This window comes from Natronospirillum operosum, assembly GCF_004768465.1.
In the GTDB taxonomy this organism is placed as follows: Bacteria; Pseudomonadota; Gammaproteobacteria; order Pseudomonadales; family Natronospirillaceae; genus Natronospirillum; species Natronospirillum operosum.
Map to the genome: position 1 here is coordinate 917,178 of NZ_SRMF01000001.1, position 18,415 is coordinate 935,592.

Annotated in this window: 17 protein-coding genes; 10 read left to right on the plus strand and 7 right to left on the minus strand. The window is 60.6% G+C overall.

The window, feature by feature from the left end:
* Nucleotides 1–128 precede the first annotated feature (128 nt).
* The 4 genes from htpG (at nucleotide 129) to E4656_RS04345 (ending at nucleotide 3,458) form a co-directional block, all read left to right on the plus strand.
* On the plus strand, nucleotides 129–2,060 hold the full coding sequence (gene htpG / locus E4656_RS04330) for a molecular chaperone HtpG (protein ID WP_135481478.1): 1,932 nt from the start codon (nucleotides 129–131) through the stop codon (nucleotides 2,058–2,060).
* Between the two features lie 93 nt (nucleotides 2,061–2,153).
* Nucleotides 2,154–2,717, plus strand: coding sequence for a YfaZ family outer membrane protein (locus tag E4656_RS04335; protein WP_167855927.1), 564 nt, complete (start codon nucleotides 2,154–2,156; stop codon nucleotides 2,715–2,717).
* A 2-nt stretch (nucleotides 2,718–2,719) separates the two neighbouring features.
* A complete protein-coding gene (locus tag E4656_RS04340; RefSeq protein ID WP_135481482.1) occupies nucleotides 2,720–3,175 on the plus strand; it encodes a hypothetical protein in 456 nt (151 codons plus the stop codon).
* Between the two features lie 31 nt (nucleotides 3,176–3,206).
* A complete protein-coding gene (locus E4656_RS04345; protein ID WP_135481484.1) occupies nucleotides 3,207–3,458 on the plus strand; it encodes a hypothetical protein in 252 nt (83 codons plus the stop codon).
* Here the strand turns inward: E4656_RS04345 and E4656_RS04350 are convergent.
* From E4656_RS04350 to E4656_RS04380, 7 genes are all read right to left on the minus strand, one after another.
* Nucleotides 3,448–4,602 carry a cupin domain-containing protein gene (locus tag E4656_RS04350; RefSeq protein WP_135481486.1) on the minus strand — a complete coding sequence of 385 codons (1,155 nt, stop codon included), beginning with the start codon at nucleotides 4,600–4,602 and terminating at the stop codon, nucleotides 3,448–3,450. The two genes, E4656_RS04345 and E4656_RS04350, sit on opposite strands and share 11 nt — an antisense overlap.
* Nucleotide 4,603: 1 nt before the next feature.
* The gene (gene purB / locus E4656_RS04355) at nucleotides 4,604–5,971 is read right to left on the minus strand and encodes an adenylosuccinate lyase (RefSeq protein WP_135482266.1); all 1,368 of its coding nucleotides are present in this window, start codon (nucleotides 5,969–5,971) and stop codon (nucleotides 4,604–4,606) included.
* A gap of 41 nt (nucleotides 5,972–6,012) precedes the next feature.
* The gene (hflD, locus tag E4656_RS04360; protein WP_135481488.1) at nucleotides 6,013–6,783 is read right to left on the minus strand and encodes a high frequency lysogenization protein HflD; all 771 of its coding nucleotides are present in this window, start codon (nucleotides 6,781–6,783) and stop codon (nucleotides 6,013–6,015) included.
* Complete coding sequence (gene mnmA / locus E4656_RS04365) at nucleotides 6,780–7,892, minus strand: tRNA 2-thiouridine(34) synthase MnmA (RefSeq protein ID WP_135481490.1); 1,113 nt, start codon at nucleotides 7,890–7,892, stop codon at nucleotides 6,780–6,782. Before mnmA ends, hflD begins: the two co-directional genes overlap by 4 nt.
* Before the next feature lies 1 nt (nucleotide 7,893).
* Complete coding sequence (locus E4656_RS04370; RefSeq protein ID WP_135481492.1) at nucleotides 7,894–8,346, minus strand: NUDIX hydrolase; 453 nt, start codon at nucleotides 8,344–8,346, stop codon at nucleotides 7,894–7,896.
* A gap of 74 nt (nucleotides 8,347–8,420) precedes the next feature.
* Nucleotides 8,421–9,452, minus strand: a complete 1,032-nt coding sequence (locus E4656_RS04375; RefSeq protein WP_240753892.1) for a serine hydrolase domain-containing protein — start codon at nucleotides 9,450–9,452, stop codon at nucleotides 8,421–8,423.
* 17 nt (nucleotides 9,453–9,469) lie between these two features.
* Nucleotides 9,470–9,715 carry a DUF1244 domain-containing protein gene (locus E4656_RS04380; RefSeq protein WP_135481494.1) on the minus strand — a complete coding sequence of 82 codons (246 nt, stop codon included), beginning with the start codon at nucleotides 9,713–9,715 and terminating at the stop codon, nucleotides 9,470–9,472.
* A gap of 245 nt (nucleotides 9,716–9,960) precedes the next feature.
* Between E4656_RS04380 and E4656_RS04385 the strand changes: the two genes are divergently transcribed.
* The 6 genes from E4656_RS04385 (at nucleotide 9,961) to icd (ending at nucleotide 18,374) form a co-directional block, all read left to right on the plus strand.
* A complete protein-coding gene (locus tag E4656_RS04385; protein WP_135481496.1) occupies nucleotides 9,961–11,433 on the plus strand; it encodes a NarK family nitrate/nitrite MFS transporter in 1,473 nt (490 codons plus the stop codon).
* A 2-nt stretch (nucleotides 11,434–11,435) separates the two neighbouring features.
* Complete coding sequence (locus tag E4656_RS04390) at nucleotides 11,436–13,166, plus strand: bifunctional protein-serine/threonine kinase/phosphatase (protein ID WP_135481497.1); 1,731 nt, start codon at nucleotides 11,436–11,438, stop codon at nucleotides 13,164–13,166.
* 31 nt (nucleotides 13,167–13,197) lie between these two features.
* Complete coding sequence (locus E4656_RS04395; protein WP_205849091.1) at nucleotides 13,198–13,749, plus strand: class I SAM-dependent methyltransferase; 552 nt, start codon at nucleotides 13,198–13,200, stop codon at nucleotides 13,747–13,749.
* A 112-nt stretch (nucleotides 13,750–13,861) separates the two neighbouring features.
* Entirely contained in the window at nucleotides 13,862–15,043 is a 1,182-nt protein-coding gene (gene fabV, locus E4656_RS04400) for an enoyl-ACP reductase FabV (protein ID WP_135481499.1), read from the plus strand.
* A 76-nt stretch (nucleotides 15,044–15,119) separates the two neighbouring features.
* On the plus strand, nucleotides 15,120–16,934 hold the full coding sequence (locus E4656_RS04405) for an ABC transporter ATP-binding protein (RefSeq protein ID WP_135481501.1): 1,815 nt from the start codon (nucleotides 15,120–15,122) through the stop codon (nucleotides 16,932–16,934).
* A 183-nt stretch (nucleotides 16,935–17,117) separates the two neighbouring features.
* Complete coding sequence (gene icd / locus E4656_RS04410; protein ID WP_135481503.1) at nucleotides 17,118–18,374, plus strand: NADP-dependent isocitrate dehydrogenase; 1,257 nt, start codon at nucleotides 17,118–17,120, stop codon at nucleotides 18,372–18,374.
* Nucleotides 18,375–18,415 lie beyond the last annotated feature (41 nt).

An 18,415-nucleotide genomic window follows, 5' to 3' on the forward strand; every position in this document is an offset into this window, starting at 1 on the left:
CCGCAACTGTCTTCTGTCGACTGTCCTCTGTCATCTGTCGACTCGACAAAGCCTTGAATTCCCCGCCGCCACCCCCATTTTCCGTGCCATTACACCCAAGAGTTCCGCAATGGAGGATGGATGGCATCATGACCACAGCAACCACCGAAAAACGTGAGTTTCAGACCGAAGTCAAGCAGTTGCTGCACCTGATGGTGCATTCCCTGTACAGCAACAAGGAGATATTTCTCCGCGAGCTGATCTCAAACGCGTCCGATGCGGCCGACAAGCTGGCCTTTGCGGCGCTGGAGGACGACAGTCTGTACGAGAATGACGGTGACCTGCGCATTCGCATCGATTTCGATGAGAAAAAGAAAACGCTCACCGTGACCGACAACGGCATCGGCATGACGCATGACGAAGTGGTGTCCAACCTGGGAACCATTGCGCGTTCCGGTACCGCCGAGTTCCTGCAGCAGTTGAGCGGTGATCGGCAGAAGGACTCCCGCCTGATCGGCCAGTTCGGGGTGGGCTTCTACAGTGCCTTTATTGTGGCCGACAAAGTTGAAGTGCGCACCCGCAAGGCCGGCATGGCACCTGCCGAGGGTGTGTTCTGGTCCAGTGAGGGCAGCGGCGAGTTTGAAGTCGGGCAGGTAGAGAAAGCCGAGCGCGGTACCGAGGTGAAGCTGTTTCTGAAGAAGGAAGAGAAAGAGTTCCTTGATGAGTGGCGCCTGCGCAACCTGGTCAGCAAGTACAGTGATCATATTTCCGTGCCGGTCATGATGGAAGTTCGTGACTACGAAGCCGAAGCGGCAGAAAAGGGCGATGACGAAGACAAGAAGAAGGTCGAGCCGAAATACAAGCTGGAAAAGATCAATACGGCCACGGCACTCTGGACACGCGACAAGTCCGAGATCACGGAGGAGGAATACCAGTCCTTCTACAAGCACATTTCGCACGACTTCAACGAGGCGCTGACCTGGAGCCACAACCGCGTCGAGGGCAAGCTCAACTACACCTCGCTGCTCTATGTGCCGAGCAAGGCGCCGTTCGACCTGTGGAACCGTGACGCCCAGCGCGGCCTGAAGCTTTATGTGCAGCGCGTCTTCATCATGGACGACGCTGAACAGTTCCTGCCGCTTTATCTGCGTTTCATGAAGGGTGTGATCGACAGCAATGACCTGTCGTTGAACGTGTCCCGGGAGATTCTGCAGAACGACAAGACGGTCAGCTCGCTGAAGACAGCCCTGACCAAGCGCACGCTGGATATGCTGGAAAAGATGGCGAAGAAGAAACCCGAGCAGTACCAGCAGTTCTGGGATGAATTCGGGCAGGTGCTGAAGGAAGGTCCGGCGGAAGATTTCGCCAATCGGGAGAAGATTGCCGGTCTGCTGCGCTTTGCCTCCACGCATACGGCTGACGAGACCCAGAATGTCGCCCTGAAAGGCTATGTCGAGCGCATGAAGGAAGGCCAGAAAGCCATCTACTATGTGGCCGCCGATTCCCACAATGCGGCTCTGGGCAGCCCGCACCTGGAAGTGTTCCGCAAGAAGGGCATCGAAGTACTGCTGCTGTCAGACCGGGTGGATGAGTGGCTGATGGGTCATCTGAACGAGTTCGAGGACAAGCCGTTCCAGGATATTGCCAAGGGCGAGCTGGACCTGGGTGATCTCGAAGACGAAGAAGAAAAGAAGAAGCACGAGGAAACGGACAAGGCCTTCGAAAGCCTGACCGCGCAGATTGCCAAGGAACTGGAGGATGACGTCAAGGACGTGCGCACTACGCATCGTCTGACCGACTCACCGGCCTGTCTGGTGGTGGGCGAGCACGATATGGGTGCCCAGATGCAGCGGCTGCTGGAGGCTGCCGGTCAGCAGGTGCCGGCCAGCAAGCCGACACTGGAAATCAATCCCGAGCACCCGCTGGTCCAGCGTCTGAACAGCGAAACCGACGAAGCCAGAAGCCGCGAACTGATCAGCGTCATCTATGAGCAGGCACGTCTGGCGGGCGGCGATGGCCTCAAGGATCCGGCGGCCTATGTGAAGCGGATCAACAAGCTGCTGCTCGATCTGGCGGGCTGAACCCCGTCAGCGGATCGTATTGGCCGTCGCGGGGGATGAATTTCTCCCCCGTTGCCGTTAAAATGCGCCGCAGTTTAAAGGAGTTTCATGCGGATGCTGAAATCAATGACACGAGCCGCAGTTGCGGCTCTGGCCCTGGCCTGGGCCGCACCTGCTTTTGCGGGCGGGTCAGTGGATGTTGCACTGACCCATGAATCCATTCGCGGCGAACATGGCGCGGTACGGGCAGGGACAGCGGCGTACCTGACTGTGGGCGGCTGGTATCACCTGGACAACGGTCAGATGATCAATGCCGGCTTTCACGCTATTGACCCTCAGAACTCCCGGCCGGAACTGGTTGCTGGCCTGGGTGGTAAAACCTATCTGTTCAAGGCCTCTGGCGAAGATACCAGTGTGGCGATCGGCCTCGGCGGGTTTGCCCGCTATCAGCCGCCCAACCTGAATGGTTTCGGCGGCGAAGTGCAGGCCTATTATGCGCCTCAGGTGCTGGCCTTCTCGTCACTCGATCAGTTTCTGGATCTGCAGGTAAGGGTGTCCTATGAGGTCTTGCCTCAGGGTCGGCTCTTTGTCGGCTACAGCCATATTCAGGCAGATTACAGCGACAGTGTGGCGGAAATGGATTCGGCCCTCACGCTCGGCTTCAGAGTCCGCTACTGACCGTGCGCGACGTCAGGCGTCTGCTGTTCAGGTATGATGCGTTGCAGGCCCTGCCTGCGGACGCTGACGGAGCGCAAACAGCACTTGAGGATGCCTCCCGCCTGTTGCTGTGGCGGGCCTGGATAGCGCTGCTGCAGAGCCTGTGTGCGGATTATCGTCTGCGCCCGGAGGCCGCCACCGATAGCATGAGCGAGGCCCCGTGGCTACACAGTCTGCGCACCTTCAATCCCGACATGGCCGAACTGCAACAGATCGAACTGGCGTCACGGGACCCTGACCACTGGCTGCCGGCCTTGCGCAACTGGTGGAGCGGCTACTGGCAGCCCGGCCTGATTCCTCCGGCACGGCTTGCGCCAGCCGCCACCATTGCCCGCTCTGCGGCCGACTGGAGCCAGGATGCCCGGGCCGGTCTGGCCGCGTGGGCAGATCTCTGGGCACAGCACAGCCAGACCAACTGACCCAACCAACCGACAGGCATAGAGGTATTGCATGTACTGGGAAATCATTGAACTGGAAGACGGCGATATCGCCCTGGTGCGCGAGGACGAAGAAGAACCCGTGCTCACCATCGGCTTCTCGGCCGAAGCCAAGGAGCGGCTGGCCAGCAATCATATGGAAGTGGCCAAGGCCATGATCGGTGCGGGTATGGATGCAGTGGAGCACTTTACTCTGGAGCTGGAAGAGAGCGAAGAAGAAACCCTGATGGCTGAAAGCCGGGATGCCTACACGGTCATTCACTGATTTCCAGTGAACCGCTTTCGAGCAGCAGGCCCAGCATGCGGCGGGCCGTTGCGGAGTGGGCCCTGGCGGCCAGTTCCTGCCAATACCACTGGTCCTGCTGCAACAGGCAGTCTATCAGCGGCTGATCGGCCGCAGTCAGCGCAAAAGCGCGTCCGTTGACATAGAATTGATGCTCAAACGCGGTCATGCGCGTCGGCAGGGCCTGACGCACCAGCGTACCCTCCGGCGGCGCAGTCTGCTCCGATACCTCCGACCAGTCGAACAGGCCATACTTGTTCTGCGTCATGTAAGCCCCCAGCCAATCGGCCAGCAGGTCATCGCGCGCCAGCACGGTACTCAGGGTAGCCCGCAGGCGACGCAGGCTGTCCTGACCGATCTGCGCGGTCAGCGCCTCCTGCGGCGTCAGATCGGTATCGCTGTAGCGCATGAAATCGACGGCCGAATCCAGCTCGGCGCGCTGGGCCAGCCCCTGCAGCGCTTCCAGCACATCCGGCGCCCGAAAACCCACCGACCAGGTCATGCAGGGCGTCAGGGCCACACCGTGATGCGCCAGTCTGGGCGGCAGGTAGAGGATATCGCCGGGCTCCAGCGTCCAGCGCGCCGAGGGCTGACCGATGCCGTCGGCCAATATGCTCAGCGGGACGCCTGCCAGCAGCGGGGTATCTGCATCACAGTAGCCGCCCAACTGCCAGTCGCGCTGGCCTTCGGCCTGCAGCAGAAATACATCGTACTGATCGAAATGCGGTCCCACACTGCCACCCGACGGTGCCAGGCTGATCATGATGTCGTCCAGCCGCCAGGCGGGCAGAAAACCGAACTCATCGAGCACGGCGCGTACTTCCGGTACCCACTGATCGACCGCCTGTACCAGCAGGCTCCAGCCGCTTTCCGGCAGGCCGGACAGGTCGGTGTCGGTAAAGGGACCGCACTCGACCGCCCAGGCCGGCCCCGATGCCGGCGCTTCGCGTACCAGTCGACTCTCGATGTCGGCTTCCAGCGCCAGGCCGGCGACTTCGTCCATGCTTAGCGGCGAGTCGAAGTCGGGCAGGGCCTGCCGAAACAGACAGGGTTTTTTCTGCCAGTAATCGCGCAGAAACTCGGCCAGCGGCATCTGCCCGAACAGCATGGGCCCGGAAGTCGTCATCTCAGACCCGTCGTGCCTGTTCAGCGGCGTTGCCGATGTAGGTGGCCGGCGTCATGGCGAGCAGACGTTCCTTCTCCGGTGCCGGCAGATCCAGACTGCGCACGAATTCGATCATGCTGTCCCGGGTAATGGCCTTGCCGCGGGTAAAGGCTTTCAGCTTTTCATAGGGTTCCGGGATGCCGTAACGCCGCATGACGGTCTGTACAGCCTCGGCCATGACTTCCCAGGCCTGATCCAGATCACGGTCCAGACGCTCCTGGTTGGCTTCCAGCTTGCTGATGCCTTTCAGCGTGGCCTCATAGGCAATCAGGCTGTGAGCCAGGCCGACCCCCATGTTGCGCAGCACTGTGGAGTCCGTCAGGTCTCGCTGCCAGCGTGAGACGGGCAGCTTGGCGGCCAGATGGGCCAGAATGGCGTTGGCTATGCCCAGATTGCCTTCGGAATTCTCGAAATCGATCGGGTTGACCTTGTGCGGCATGGTGCTGGAGCCGACTTCGCCCTCCACGGTACGCTGCCTGAAGTAACCCAGGGAGATGTAGCCCCAGATGTCACGGTCGAAATCGATCAGTACCGTATTGAAACGGTTGATCGCATCATAGAGCTCGGCAATGTAGTCATGCGGCTCGATCTGCGTAGTGTAGGGGCTCCAGGTCAGGCCCAGCGACTGCACGAACTCACGCGCATTGGCTTCCCAGTCGATAGCGGGGTAGGTGGCCAGGTGGGCGTTGTAGTTGCCCACGGCACCGTTGATCTTGCCCAGGTACTCGATGCGTTCGATCTGCCGGTACTGCCGCTCCAGGCGCGCCACCACATTGGCCAGTTCCTTGCCCAGAGTGGTCGGTGAAGCAGTCTGCCCATGGGTGCGTGACAGCATGGGCTGGTCAGCCAGCCCGTGCGCCAGTTCCCGCAGGCTGGCGATAATGCGCTGCATGACGGGCAGCAACACATCCTGCACCCCATGGCGCAGCATCAGAGCATGCGACAGGTTGTTGATGTCTTCCGAAGTACAGGCGAAGTGGACGAACTCACTGACCGCAGCCAGTTCGTCCATGTCGGCAATCTGTTCCTTGATAAAGTACTCGACCGCCTTGACGTCATGATTGGTGGTCTTCTCAATGGCCTTGATGCGTTCGGCGTCGTTCTGGGTAAAGGCCTCTGCGAGACGATTCAGGCGCTGATTGGCGGCGTCTGAGAAGGGCTTTGCCTCGGTGATACCGGGATGAGCGGCCAGGCATTGCAGCCAGCGAATTTCCACCAGCACCCGGTAGCGGATCAGGCCGAACTCGCTGAAATGTTCACGCAGGGGCGCACACTTGCCGGCATAGCGGCCATCTACCGGGGAAAGAGCGGTCAGTGTCGTCAGTGTCATGGCTTCCATGGGTCTCGTCACTTGCAAGAATGGGTTGGGCGTCAGTCCTTTCGGTGATCGCTGTCCGGACTGGAGGAGGGCGCATCGGTATCCGACTCGGCATCATGCTCGGCGCCGGTTTCCTGTTCCGCCTGCGGTGGCTCTTCAGGTGCAGGACTGTTGTTCTGGTGCAGTTGCACGGGTTCATTGCCGGTCAGCAGGTTCTGAATGGCCTGCAGCAACCGGCGGCGGCCCAGCAACAGCTGCAGACGCCGACCTCCAAGTTGGCGCCAGAGCAGGGCACTGCGCACGCCGAACAGCAGCAGCATGCGGATCTGGTCTGCATGCCGCTGTTGATTGAGATAGCTGGGATTGCCGGTGACCTGGATACGGAACTGCAACTTGCTCAGGGTGTCCTGATAATTGCGCGCCAGGGAACCGACTACAGCATCATGCAACGGGTCCTGAAAGTACTGCTTGCGCTCCTGGCTCTGCTGAATCAGTGTGCCCAGCGTAGTCAGCATCTCCGGGTGCTTGCGCAGCTTGCTTTCAAGGTGCAGCAGACTCATGGCATAGCGGATGATGTCATTGTGCACCGCGCCGCGTTGCCGACTGAGCAATTGCCGCAGCGTGGTCAGGCCATCACGCAGGTTGGCCACGGAGCCGAAAACATCTTCGGTCGAGCTCGGATTGGTGTTGAGCAGGGCATTGACCGCGGTCGACATGTCCGAGGCGGGGCACTGACCCTGACGGGCAATGCGCTCGACCATTCTGGCCGCCTGAAATACGCCGGCCAGGGCGATTGCCTGCTCATGCACGTCGTGTTCGCTCATGATGTGCGCCAAGCCTCCTCGATCACGCCGCCACCCAGGCAGACGTCATGCTGATAAAAGACGGCAGACTGACCCGGAGTGACCGCACGTTGCGGCGCTTCGAATTCAATCTGATAACCTCCGGCTACAGGTACCAGCCGACAGCTCTGGTCACCCTGCCGATAACGATGTTTGCATTTCAGGGGCTGCGCCAGATCCGGTTCTTCACCGCTGATCCAGAACAGATCACTGACCCGGGCGGCATGGCTGAACAGCAACGGATGGTCCGTGCCCTGCACGGCAACCAGCACATTGCGCTCCAGATCCTTGCCGGCAGCAAACCAGGGTGCCTCGGGATGATTCTTCAGGCCACCAATGCCCAGCCCCTGACGCTGACCGATGGTATAGTACATCAGGCCCATGTGCTCGCCTATGACTTCGCCGTCCGGCGTCTCGATCAAACCCGGCTGCGCGGGCAGGTACTGGCGCAGAAAATCACTGAAGCGGCGTTCACCGATAAAGCAGATGCCGGTACTGTCCTTCTTGTCGTGGGTCACCAGGCCATGCGCTTCCGCCAGAGCCCGCACTTCCGGTTTTTCGACTTCACCGACAGGGAACAGGGTTCGGGCCAGTTGCTCATGTCCGACCTGATGCAGAAAGTAGGACTGGTCCTTGTTGGGGTCCAGTCCCTTGAGCAAAGTGGTCCGGCCGGCACTGTCCTGGCCGCGCCGCACATAGTGGCCGGTGGCGATCAGGTCCGCGCCCAGCATCAGTGCGTAGTCCAGAAACGCCTTGAACTTGATTTCTCGGTTGCACAGGATGTCCGGATTCGGCGTTCTGCCGGCGCGGTACTCGGCGAGAAAGTGCTCGAACACATTGTCCCAGTACTCGGCAGCAAAGTTGGCCGCATGCAATTTTATGCCCAGGCGGTCGCACACGGCCTGGGCATCGGCAAGATCCTCTTTCGCCGTGCAGTACTCGGTACCGTCATCTTCCTCCCAGTTCTTCATGAACAGGCCTTCAACCTCATAGCCCTGGCGCTGCAGCAGCAGCGCACTGACCGAGGAATCGACACCGCCGGACATGCCGACGATTACTCTGGGGGTACCGGAAGCGGACATTGCTGGCATTTCAGCCGTTGGAACCTTCATGTATCAGATTGAGCGGATAGGCCTGGCCGGCCAGGTCATCTTCGATCAGCTTGAGTACCAGAGGCGACCGCAGCTCGCCCCGATTGTGCAGCGCCTGCATTTCTTTCAGGGTCAGCCAGTGTACCGCCACGATGTCCTCGTCAAGCGTATGCCCGGTTTCTTCCAGCGCTTCGGCAGCCAGTCCAAACCGATAATAGGTCACGCCATTGGGCGCCTTGTAGACATAGACCCCAATCAGGTGAGAAGGGCGCACGCGCCAGCATGACTCTTCCAGAGCTTCACGGGCACAGGCTTCCACCACGGTTTCTCCGGCTTCGACATGGCCGGCGGGCTGATTGTAGACCTTACGACCGTCGTAGATCTCTTCCACAATCAGATAGCGGTCCTTGCGCCGGACCAGAGCTGCAACCGTAATATGGGGTTTGAACGTCATGCTGAACCACCCGAAAAATGGGACGGTATCCTAACTGAATGCCGTCATGATTGAAACCGGAAGCAGGCTGTACTTCAGCCTGCTTCTCCCTCTGCACTGCTGTCCGCATGGGTCGCGGCGGGCAGCAGATGACGCTCCACCACGTCGGCCAACTGGCGAACATACCGTCCGCCCGGTGATGGCGGGTTGGGGCTGGAAGTCACTACCACCGTCAGCTCGACTTCCGGCACCACCCACAGCACCTGGCCACCAAAGCCACGTCCATAATAGGCAGTGTAGCCGCCAAGATCGGTAATGAACCAGCCATAACCGTACAAATCTCCGCTCCAGCGTGAGGTGCCGCGCGGCTCCCAGGAGCGCTCAACCCATTCGGCACTGACCACCTGACGGCCATCGAGGGTGCCGCCCTGACGGTACATCTCCCCAAAACGGAGCAGGGCGCGCGGCGACATCAGCATATCATTGCCACCAAAATAGATGCCCTGCGGGTCGGTCAGCCAGTGTGGAATGCGCACATTGAGTGGCACGGAAAGCCAGCTCTGGGCCAGTTGCCAGGTCGACTGGCCGGAGGCATCCGTCAGCGCTGCAGACAGAATATGAGAACTGCCGGTTGAATACAGTCGATCTTCTCCCGGTTCGGACACGAAATCCCTGCTCAGGGCATAGCCAACCCAGTCATTGCTGACGACCCAGCGCCCGTAATTGGAACCCGAGGTGCGCTCCAGGCCAGCCTGCATCGACAGCAGGTTGCCAATGGTGATGTGCTCGACACGTGCATCCGCTGCCGGGGGTACCCGGTTGTTGAGTACCTCCACCACGGGCTGGTCCACTGATTCGAGCACGCCCTCTTCAATGGCACGCCCGACCAGCGCCGATAGAATGGTCTTGGAGAGTGACTTGATGTTGACCGGTTCGAAGGGCCCCGGGCCGCCCCAGCTTTCCTCGAAGAAAATCTCGCCCCGATGGGCCGCAATCACGGTATGCAGACGGTCAAATTGCGCGAACTCGGCGCGGGCCTGTTCCGGCGCTGTGCCCGGCGGGCTCGCCAGGACAGTGCCGACAGACAGGGACAGCGCCAGAGGCAGCATAAGAAAAAAGGACTTCAAGCCGGTGGTCTCCTGCTTCATTTCTGGTAGAGGGATTTCCATTCTTCGTACGGCATTCCGTAGATGTATTCGCGCGCGGCCTCCTTGCTGATGTCGATGCCCTGTTCGGCTGCCGCTTCGGCATACCACTTGCCGAGGCAGTTGCGACAGAAACCGGCCATTTCCATCAGCTCTATGTTCTGAACATCCTTGCGGCTGTCCAGGTGCTGCAACAGGCGGCGGAACGCGGCGGCCTCCAGAGCTTGCTGAGTCGCTGGGTCCATAGTGTATCTCCCGGGTTGTCTGTTGGATCTGCAGTTTACGCACCATGAAATGGCAGGGCCTGGGCAGGCACGCACCATCTCGGACCGCACCTGTGAAAACGCTGAGAAACACAGCGATTTTCAATACCTCACAAGAGGTATAAAAAAGTAAATAAAAGCTCCAAAACCGCGCCACAGCGCCATTTTGAATCTGGTCTGCTCCTTGCTAACTGCTCTTTGCCATCAGCATTGGAGGACACCAGCCCATGAGCAACCAGACCCTGAATATTCTCGATTTCTCGCAGGGCAGTATACGCACCCTGCATCTGACGTGGTTCGCTTTTTTCCTTTCCTTTGTACTCTGGTTCAACATGGCGCCACTCGGCCCGCTGTTGATGGACAGTTTCAACCTGACGGATGACCAGTGGAAAGCCCTGGCCGTGCTCAATCTGGCCCTGACCATTCCGGCTCGCATTGTGATTGGCATCCTGGTCGACCAGTTCGGGCCGCGCCGGGTGTTTTCCACCCTGCTGATCACAGCCGGTCTGGTCACACTGGTGTTTGCCCTGGCGCAGACTTTTCAGCAACTGGCCATACTGCGCTTTCTGATGGGCTTTGTCGGCGCCGGCTTTGTGATCGGCATTCGCATGGTAGGCGAATGGTTTCCGGCCCGTCAGGTCGGGCTGGCAGAAGGCATCTATGGCGGCTGGGGCAACTTCGGCTCGGCGGCGGCGGCCTTTACCCTGCCCACCATTGCGCTGTTGTTCGGTGGTGATGAAGGCTGGCGGTACGCGGTGGCCCTGACCGGCGTCATTGCCATACTCTACGGACTGCTGTTCTATCGCCTGGCGCGCGATACCCCCAAGGGGTCAACCTACTTCAAGCCCAAGCGGGCAGGGGGGCTGGAGGTCAGCACCCGGGCTGATTTGTTGTTCTACATGCTGATGAACATACCCATGTATCTGGTGCTGGGTGTGCTGGCCTGGAAGCTGTCGCCAGCCGATATCGGGTTGTTGAGCCAGACGCTGACACTCAGCCTCTATGGGGTGCTGGTCGTCATGTTCGTGGTGCAGTTCTGGCAGATCATGAAGGTCAATCAGGACATGCTGCGCGACGGCACACCCGAGCATGACCGCTACCGGTTCAAGCAGGTCGCCATACTGGGCTGGGCCTACTTCGCCACCTTTGGCTCCGAACTGGCCGTGGTCTCCATGCTGCCGATCTTCTTCTATCAGACCTTCGAAGGCGTGAGCCTGGCCATGGCCGGCATGCTGGGCGGTGCCTTTGCCTTCATGAATCTGGTCGCGCGCCCCAGTGGCGGCTGGTTCAGTGATCGTTTCGGGCGCCGCAAGACGCTGACCATCACCATTTTCGGTCTCGCCATCGGCTATTTCGTGCTGGCCACGGTAGACTCCCAGTGGCTGCTGGCACTGGCGGTACTGGCGGTCATGAGCTGCTCGTTCTTCGTGCAGGCCGGTGAAGGCGCCGTGTTTGCCATGGTGCCTCTGATCAAACGCCGCATGACCGGGCAGATTGCCGGCCTGACCGGTGCCTATGGTAATGTGGGGGCAGTGACCTTTGGTACCTTCTACCTGTTTGTCGATGCCAGTGCTTTCTTCCTGTTTATTGGCCTCTGTGCGCTGGTGGTCCTGGTGCTGGTCCAGTTTCTGGATGAACCCCGAGGCCATATGACCGAAACCCTTCCCGACGGCACCGTGCAGATGATCGAGGTCAGTTGATCATGATGAGCCCGGACTATCTGCAGCCCCATATGGTGGTGCAGGCAGGGCAGGTGTCCGTCGCCGGACGCCGCCCCGACAACGAGGACTGTATCGGCATGCGGCTGCCGGAAGGCCTGCTGCAGGCCACCAAGGGTTACGCCATGGTGCTCGCCGACGGCGTGTCGGCGGCAGAAGGCGGGCAGGAGGCCGCTCACAGCGTCGTCACGGGCTTTCTCAGCGATTACTACAGCACACCGGACACCTGGAGCACCGTGCATTCGGTACGCCAGGTACTGCTGTCGCTGAACAGCTGGCTGCATGGCCGCAGCCTGAACCGGCATCAAAGCCAGCTGTCCTACCTGACCACGCTGACGGCGACCGTGATCAAGGCCCGTACAGCGCATATCTTTCATATCGGTGACTGCAGGCTCTACCTTTACCGCACTGGCGAGTTGCTGCCGCTGACCCGGGATCACCGCGTGGCCACGCGTGACGGTACCCAGCTGACCCGGGCCATGGGCATGGATTTCAGCCTGGACATCGACTATCGCAAACTGGTGCTGGAGGCCGGTGATATACTGCTGACTACCTCGGACGGCCTGCACGACACGGTAGGCGATGATCTGATTGCGCGCCGCTGCGGCGAGTGGGTGGCGGACCCGCAGGCACTCTGTGACAGCCTGCGCGCCGATGCGGAGCAGGGCGGCAGCACCGACAACATCAGTGTGCAGGCGCTGCTGCTCAGTTCTCTGCGCGACCCGACACCGGAGGAAACCTGGCTGCGCCTGTCCGAGCGGGCCTTTCCGCCGCTGCTGGAACCAGGCCAGTGCGTGGACGGTTTCCGGATCGAGGCCGAACTTCATGCCAGCGAGCGCAGCCAGGTATACCGCGTGATCGAAGAAGACACGGGCCAGCGTCTGGTCATGAAAACCCCGTCGCCGCTGTATGCCGATGACACTGACTATATCGAGCGTTTTGCCCTCGAGCAGTGGATGGGCAGCCGGCTGCAGAACCAGCATGTGGTGCGGGTGCTGCCACAGCCTGAAGGCGCCCGCTTCCTGTACTATCTGACCGAGTATCTGCAGGGGCCGCCGCTGGAAAAAGCCATCAGGTTGCAGGCGCCGTTTGAGGTCTCGGAGGCGCTGCGCATACTGGAAGAGATGATTCGTGGCCTGCGGGCCTTTCATCGCCGCGACATGCTGCACCGGGATATCAAGCCGGCCAATGTGCTGCTGACCGAGCGCGGGGCCGTCTGGGTCGACTTTGGCAGTGCCACTGCGCGCGGGGTAGCCGAACTCGGTTCGCTTGCCGCGCGTGAACTGGCGCAGGGTACCGCCGTCTACTCGGCACCGGAGGTTCATGCCGGCGAGCCGGCGTCCCGGACCTCGGAGCAGTTTTCTCTGGGGGTCATCCTGTACGAGATGCTCACCGGCCGTCACCCCTATGGTGATACCTATGCCGAGCAGGCCCGCCGCCCGGACAGGCTGCAATACCAGCCCGCCGCCCGTTTCAATCCGCTGGTGCCGGCCTGGCTGGACCGCGTCATTCTGCGCAGTGTCGACCCGCTGCCGGCAGCCCGCTATCCGGCGCTGGGAGACTGGCTGCATGACCTGCGCAACCCGCGCATCGCGCATGATCTGCCGGCGGCCTCCAAGCGCATCGACATGCCGGGTGACTCCCTGTGGCTGACCCTGCTGATCGTCAGTGGGCTGGCCAATCTGGCGTTGTTGTGGCTGCTCTGGCAGAGTTAGAGCGTTGCTGAACAATTCCGGAGTAGAAAAGGTGTCCCTGGATCTCTTGCTGCTAGCCCTCGGAGTCAGCCTGGCGCTGTCTCTGGTCTGGAGTACTCTGCGCTCCGGCATGTCGCCCATGCCCAGTTCCCGGGCCGCGCGCGCGGCCATGCTGGAGGCCCTGCAGGGCACAGAAGGGCCGATCGCCGACCTGGGCTCCGGCTGGGGGCAACTGGGCCTGGCTGCGGCCAAACGCTTTCCGGCCCGCCAGGTCATCGGCTACGAGCTATCCTGGCTGCCCTGGCTGTATTCCGTTGCCGTCGCCCGCTGCCTGCGCTGCCGCAATCTGACCTTCTACCGCCGTGATGCCTTTGCCGCCCTGGCCCGGCAGGACCCGATGCCGGTGCGTACTGTAGTCTGCTATCTGCACGGCGAAGGCATGGCCCGCCTGCGCCAGACTCTGGATACGGGTGAGCACAGCTGTCGCTGGATCATCAGCAACAACTTCGCGCTGCCGGGGTGTCAGCCCGACCACCAATGGCGTCTGCGCGATTTCTACCGCTCACCGGTCTATCGATATCGCTGGCCAGACTGCCTGCAGTAATGCGACCCTATCTCAATACACTTGTGACCAAAGCGGGTTCAGATTCTCGGGCCGGGCCCGTAAACTAGCCGCACAGGACACTATCACTGGATACTCCGGGGAACTCACAATCATGATCATCAAGCCCAAAGTCAGAGGCTTTATCTGCACAACAGCGCATCCGCTTGGCTGTGCAACCAATGTCAGCGAACAGATTCACTATGTGCAACAACAGGACATCAGCGGTGATGGCCCGAAGAACGTGCTGATACTGGGTTGCTCCACCGGTTACGGCCTGGCCTCCCGCATTGTCAGCGCGTTTGGCTATGGCGCCGCCACGCTCGGTGTCATGTTCGAAAAGCCGGGTACGGAAAAGCGCACCGCGTCTGCCGGCTACTACAACACCCTGGCCTTTGAAGCCGCAGCCAGCGAAAAGGGCCTGTATGCCCGCTCGCTGAATCTGGATGCGTTCTCCGACGAAGCCAAGACAGAAGTCATTGATGCCATCAAGGCCGACATGGGCAAGATTGACCTGGTGGTCTACAGCCTGGCCGCGCCACGACGCCAGGACCCGAAAACCGGCGAGGTCTACAACTCCGTACTGAAGCCGGTCGGTGAAGCCGTCACCCGCAAGACGCTGAACACCGACAGTGGTGAAGTCTCCGAGATCACGCTGGAACCGGCTCAGCAGGAAGAGATCGACGCCACCATCAAGGTCATGGGCGGTGAAGACTGGGAACTGTGGATGGAAGCGCTGGATGACGCCGGTGTGCTGGCCGACAACGTCAAGACCACGGCCTACACCTATATCGGCAAGGAACTGACCTGGCCCATCTACGGCCACGCCACCATCGGCAAGGCGAAAGAGGACCTGGACCGTGCGGCGCAGGCCATTACGGCCCGGCTGTCCAGCCAGTATGGCGGCGAAGCGCGGGTATCGGTATTGAAGGCGCTGGTCACGCAGGCCTCCTCGGCCATTCCGGTCATGCCGCTGTATATCTCGCTGCTGTATCGCGTGATGAAAGAGCAGGGCACGCATGAAGGCGCCATCGAGCAGATCTACCGGCTGCTGGTCGAAGAGCTCTACAATCCCAACCGGGAGCCGGTGCTGGATGAAGCGGGCCGGGTGCGGGTGGATCTGAAGGAGCTGGATGACTCGGTACAGCGCCGGGTGGAAGAGCTCTGGCATCAGGTCACCACCGACAATGTGAAAGCCATTTCGGACTTTGAAGGCTATCAGGAAGAATTCTTCAAACTGTTCGGTTTCGGCATCGCCGGCGTTGACTATGAAGCCGAGGTCGACCCCAGAGGCTGATCGCCGCACGGGTTGCACTGCATAGTACTGGGCGGCTGCGGCCGCCCCGGTCTGGTCTGAACACCAAGGAGAGATTGTGAGCCGGGCTGACGAAGCCATATCCAGTTTTCGGGCACTGGGTCGCCTGATCCGTTATGCGCGCGGTTACCGTCGGCGCATCATTGCTGCGGCCAGCTGCTCGGTGGTCAACAAGCTGTTCGATATCGCCCCCGAGATTCTGATCGGCATCGCCATCGACGTGGTGGTCAACCAGGAAAACAGCTTTGTGGCCCGCCTGGGCTTTCAGAGCCCGCAGGAACAGATCACCATCCTTGCCGTGCTGACCTTCTTCATCTGGGCCGGCGAGTCCATTTTCGAATATCTGTACATGATTCTGTGGCGCAATCTCGCGCAGCGGCTGCAGGCCGACATGCGCCTGGATGCCTACACCCATGTACAGAGTCTGGACATGGCTTTCTTCGAGGCGCGCAGCTCCGGTGATCTGGTGGCGGTCATGAACGATGACATCAACCAGCTGGAGCGTTTTCTGGACGGCGGCGCCAATGATCTGATTCAGGTCTTTGTGACCATAGTCGCCGTGGGTGCGGTGTTCTTTGTGCTGTCGCCGCTGATCGCGCTGCTGGCTTTCACGCCCATCCCCATCATTGTCTGGGGCGCCTTTTATTTTCAGAAGCGGGCAGCGCCGCTCTACAACGAAGTGCGGCAGAAAGTCGGCGCGCTCGGCAGTCGCCTGTCCAACAATCTGGGCGGCATGGCCACTATCAAGAGCTTCACCGCCGAACTCCGGGAAGCCGAGCGGCTGCGTGTCGACAGTGAGGCCTATGTGCAGGCCAATCGACGGGCCATAGCAGTCAGTTCTGCCTTTATCCCCATCATCCGCATGGCCATTCTGGCCGGTTTTCTGGCCACCTTTGTCATCGGCGGCATGATGACCCTGCGCGGAGAACTCAATGTCGGTGCCTACGGCGTGCTGGTCTTTCTGACCCAGCGCCTGCTGTGGCCGCTGACGGGACTGGCCCAGACCATAGACCTGTTCGAGCGAGCCATGGCCAGTACCCGGCGCATCCTTGACCTGCTGGCGGTGCAGCGCCAGGTGCACGATGAAGGCACCAGGACGCTGCCGCAGCCGGCGCGGGGCGAAGTGCTGTTCGATCAGGTCAGCTTCCGCTACCCCGAATCGGGTGCCGGCGTGGAGCAGATCAGTCTGCAGGCTGATGCCGGCAACACGCTGGCTCTGGTGGGTGCTACCGGATCCGGCAAGTCGACGCTGATCAAGCTGCTGCTGCGCTATTACAGCCCCGGTGCCGGTCGGCTGCTGATTGACGGCATTCCGGTGGAGGAGCTGAGCATGCACAGCCTGCGCCAGGCCATAGGCCTGGTCAGCCAGGATGTGTTCCTGTTTGAAGGGTCGATTCGGGACAATATTGCCTATGGCCGACCGGATGCGGATGACGCGGCCATTGTCGAAGCGGCCCGGGCGGCGGAAGCCTGGGAATTCATAGAACGCCTGCCCAATGGTCTGGACACTCCGGTGGGAGAGCGTGGCGTCCGCCTGTCCGGCGGTCAGCGCCAGCGGCTGTCACTGGCGCGTGCCCTGCTCAAGGATCCGCCCATTCTGGTCCTGGATGAAGCCACCAGTGCGGTGGACAACGAGACGGAGGCGGCCATACAGCGTTCCCTGCGCAAGATCGCCCATGGGCGCACCATCATCATGATCGCCCACCGGTTGTCGACCATAGTGCATGCGGATCGCATTGCAGTGATCGACCAGGGGCGCCTGCGGGAGCAGGGCACCCACAGGGAGCTGATCGAACAGGATGGTCTCTATGCCGCCCAGTGGCGAGTGCAGACGGGTGCGGTGTCAGAAGGCGCCAGCGCCGTGGCCGATTGAGATCAGCACGGTCGATTGCGGGCAGATATAGACCATCGGCTAAGCCGCGTGTCGACCGGAACGCTATCAGCCCCGGACAATTTTCGGTATACTCCGCTCCCGATTTATTCACCGCCGGGATCGACCACAATCGTCGATTCCCGCGGCCAGAGGAACGCCCTTAAATCGAAACTGGAGCGACAAATGGCCTATCAGAAAATTCAGGTTCCATCCGAAGGTACCAAGATCTCAGTCGGTGCCAACGGTGCACTGAATGTACCGAACGACCCCATCATTCCCTACATCGAAGGCGATGGCATCGGCGTTGACGTGACCCCGCCGATGATGGCGGTACTGGATGCCGCCGTGGAGAAAGCCTATGGCGGCAAGCGCAAGATCGTCTGGATGGAAGTCTACGCCGGCGAGAAAGCCGTCAGTGTCTATGGTGATGACACCTGGCTGCCGGAAGAAACTCTGGAAGCGCTGAAAGACTACAAGGTGGGCATCAAGGGCCCGCTGACCACGCCGGTTGGCGGTGGTATCCGCTCGCTGAACGTGGCCATCCGCCAGAAGCTGGACCTGTTTGTCTGCCAGCGTCCGGTACGCTGGTTCACCGGTGTGCCCAGCCCGATGAAGAAGCCGAACGAAGTCGACATGGTCATCTTCCGTGAAAACTCCGAAGACATCTATGCCGGCGTCGAGTGGAAGGCCGGTACTCCGGAAGCGAAGAAGGTCATCAAGTTCTTCACCGAAGAAATGGGTGTGACCAATATCCGCTTTACCGACATGTGCGGTATCGGCGTCAAGCCGGTCTCGGAAGAGGGTACCAAGCGTCTGGTTCGTCAGGCCTTCCAGTATGCCGTGGACAATGACCGTGACTCGGTCACTCTGGTCCACAAGGGCAACATCATGAAGTTCACCGAAGGTGCCTTCAAGGACTGGGGCTATGAGCTGGCCAAAGAGGAATTCGGTGCCGAACTGCTCGATGGCGGCCCCTGGATGCAGTTCAAGAACCCGAAGACCGGCAAGAACATCGTGGTGAAGGACGTGATCGCTGATGCCATGCTGCAGCAGATCCTGCTGCGTCCGGCCGAGTACGATGTCATTGCCACCCTGAACCTGAACGGTGACTACCTGTCTGACGCCCTGGCGGCAGAAGTGGGTGGTATCGGCATTGCGCCGGGTGCCAACCTGTCTGACGAAGTGGGCGTGTTCGAAGCCACTCACGGCACCGCACCCAAGTACGCCGGCCAGGACAAGGTCAACCCGGGTTCACTGATTCTGTCCGGCGAAATGATGCTGCGTCATCTGGGCTGGACCGAAGCGGCCGATCTGGTGATCAAGGGCACGGAAGGCGCCATTGAAGACGGCAAGGTCACCTACGACTTCCACCGTCTGATGGATGATGCCGAGCTGGTGAAAGCGTCCGAGTTTGGCCAGTGCATTATCAATCGCATGTAAGTGACTGATAAGCCAATAAAAAAGGGGCCTTTGGCCCCTTT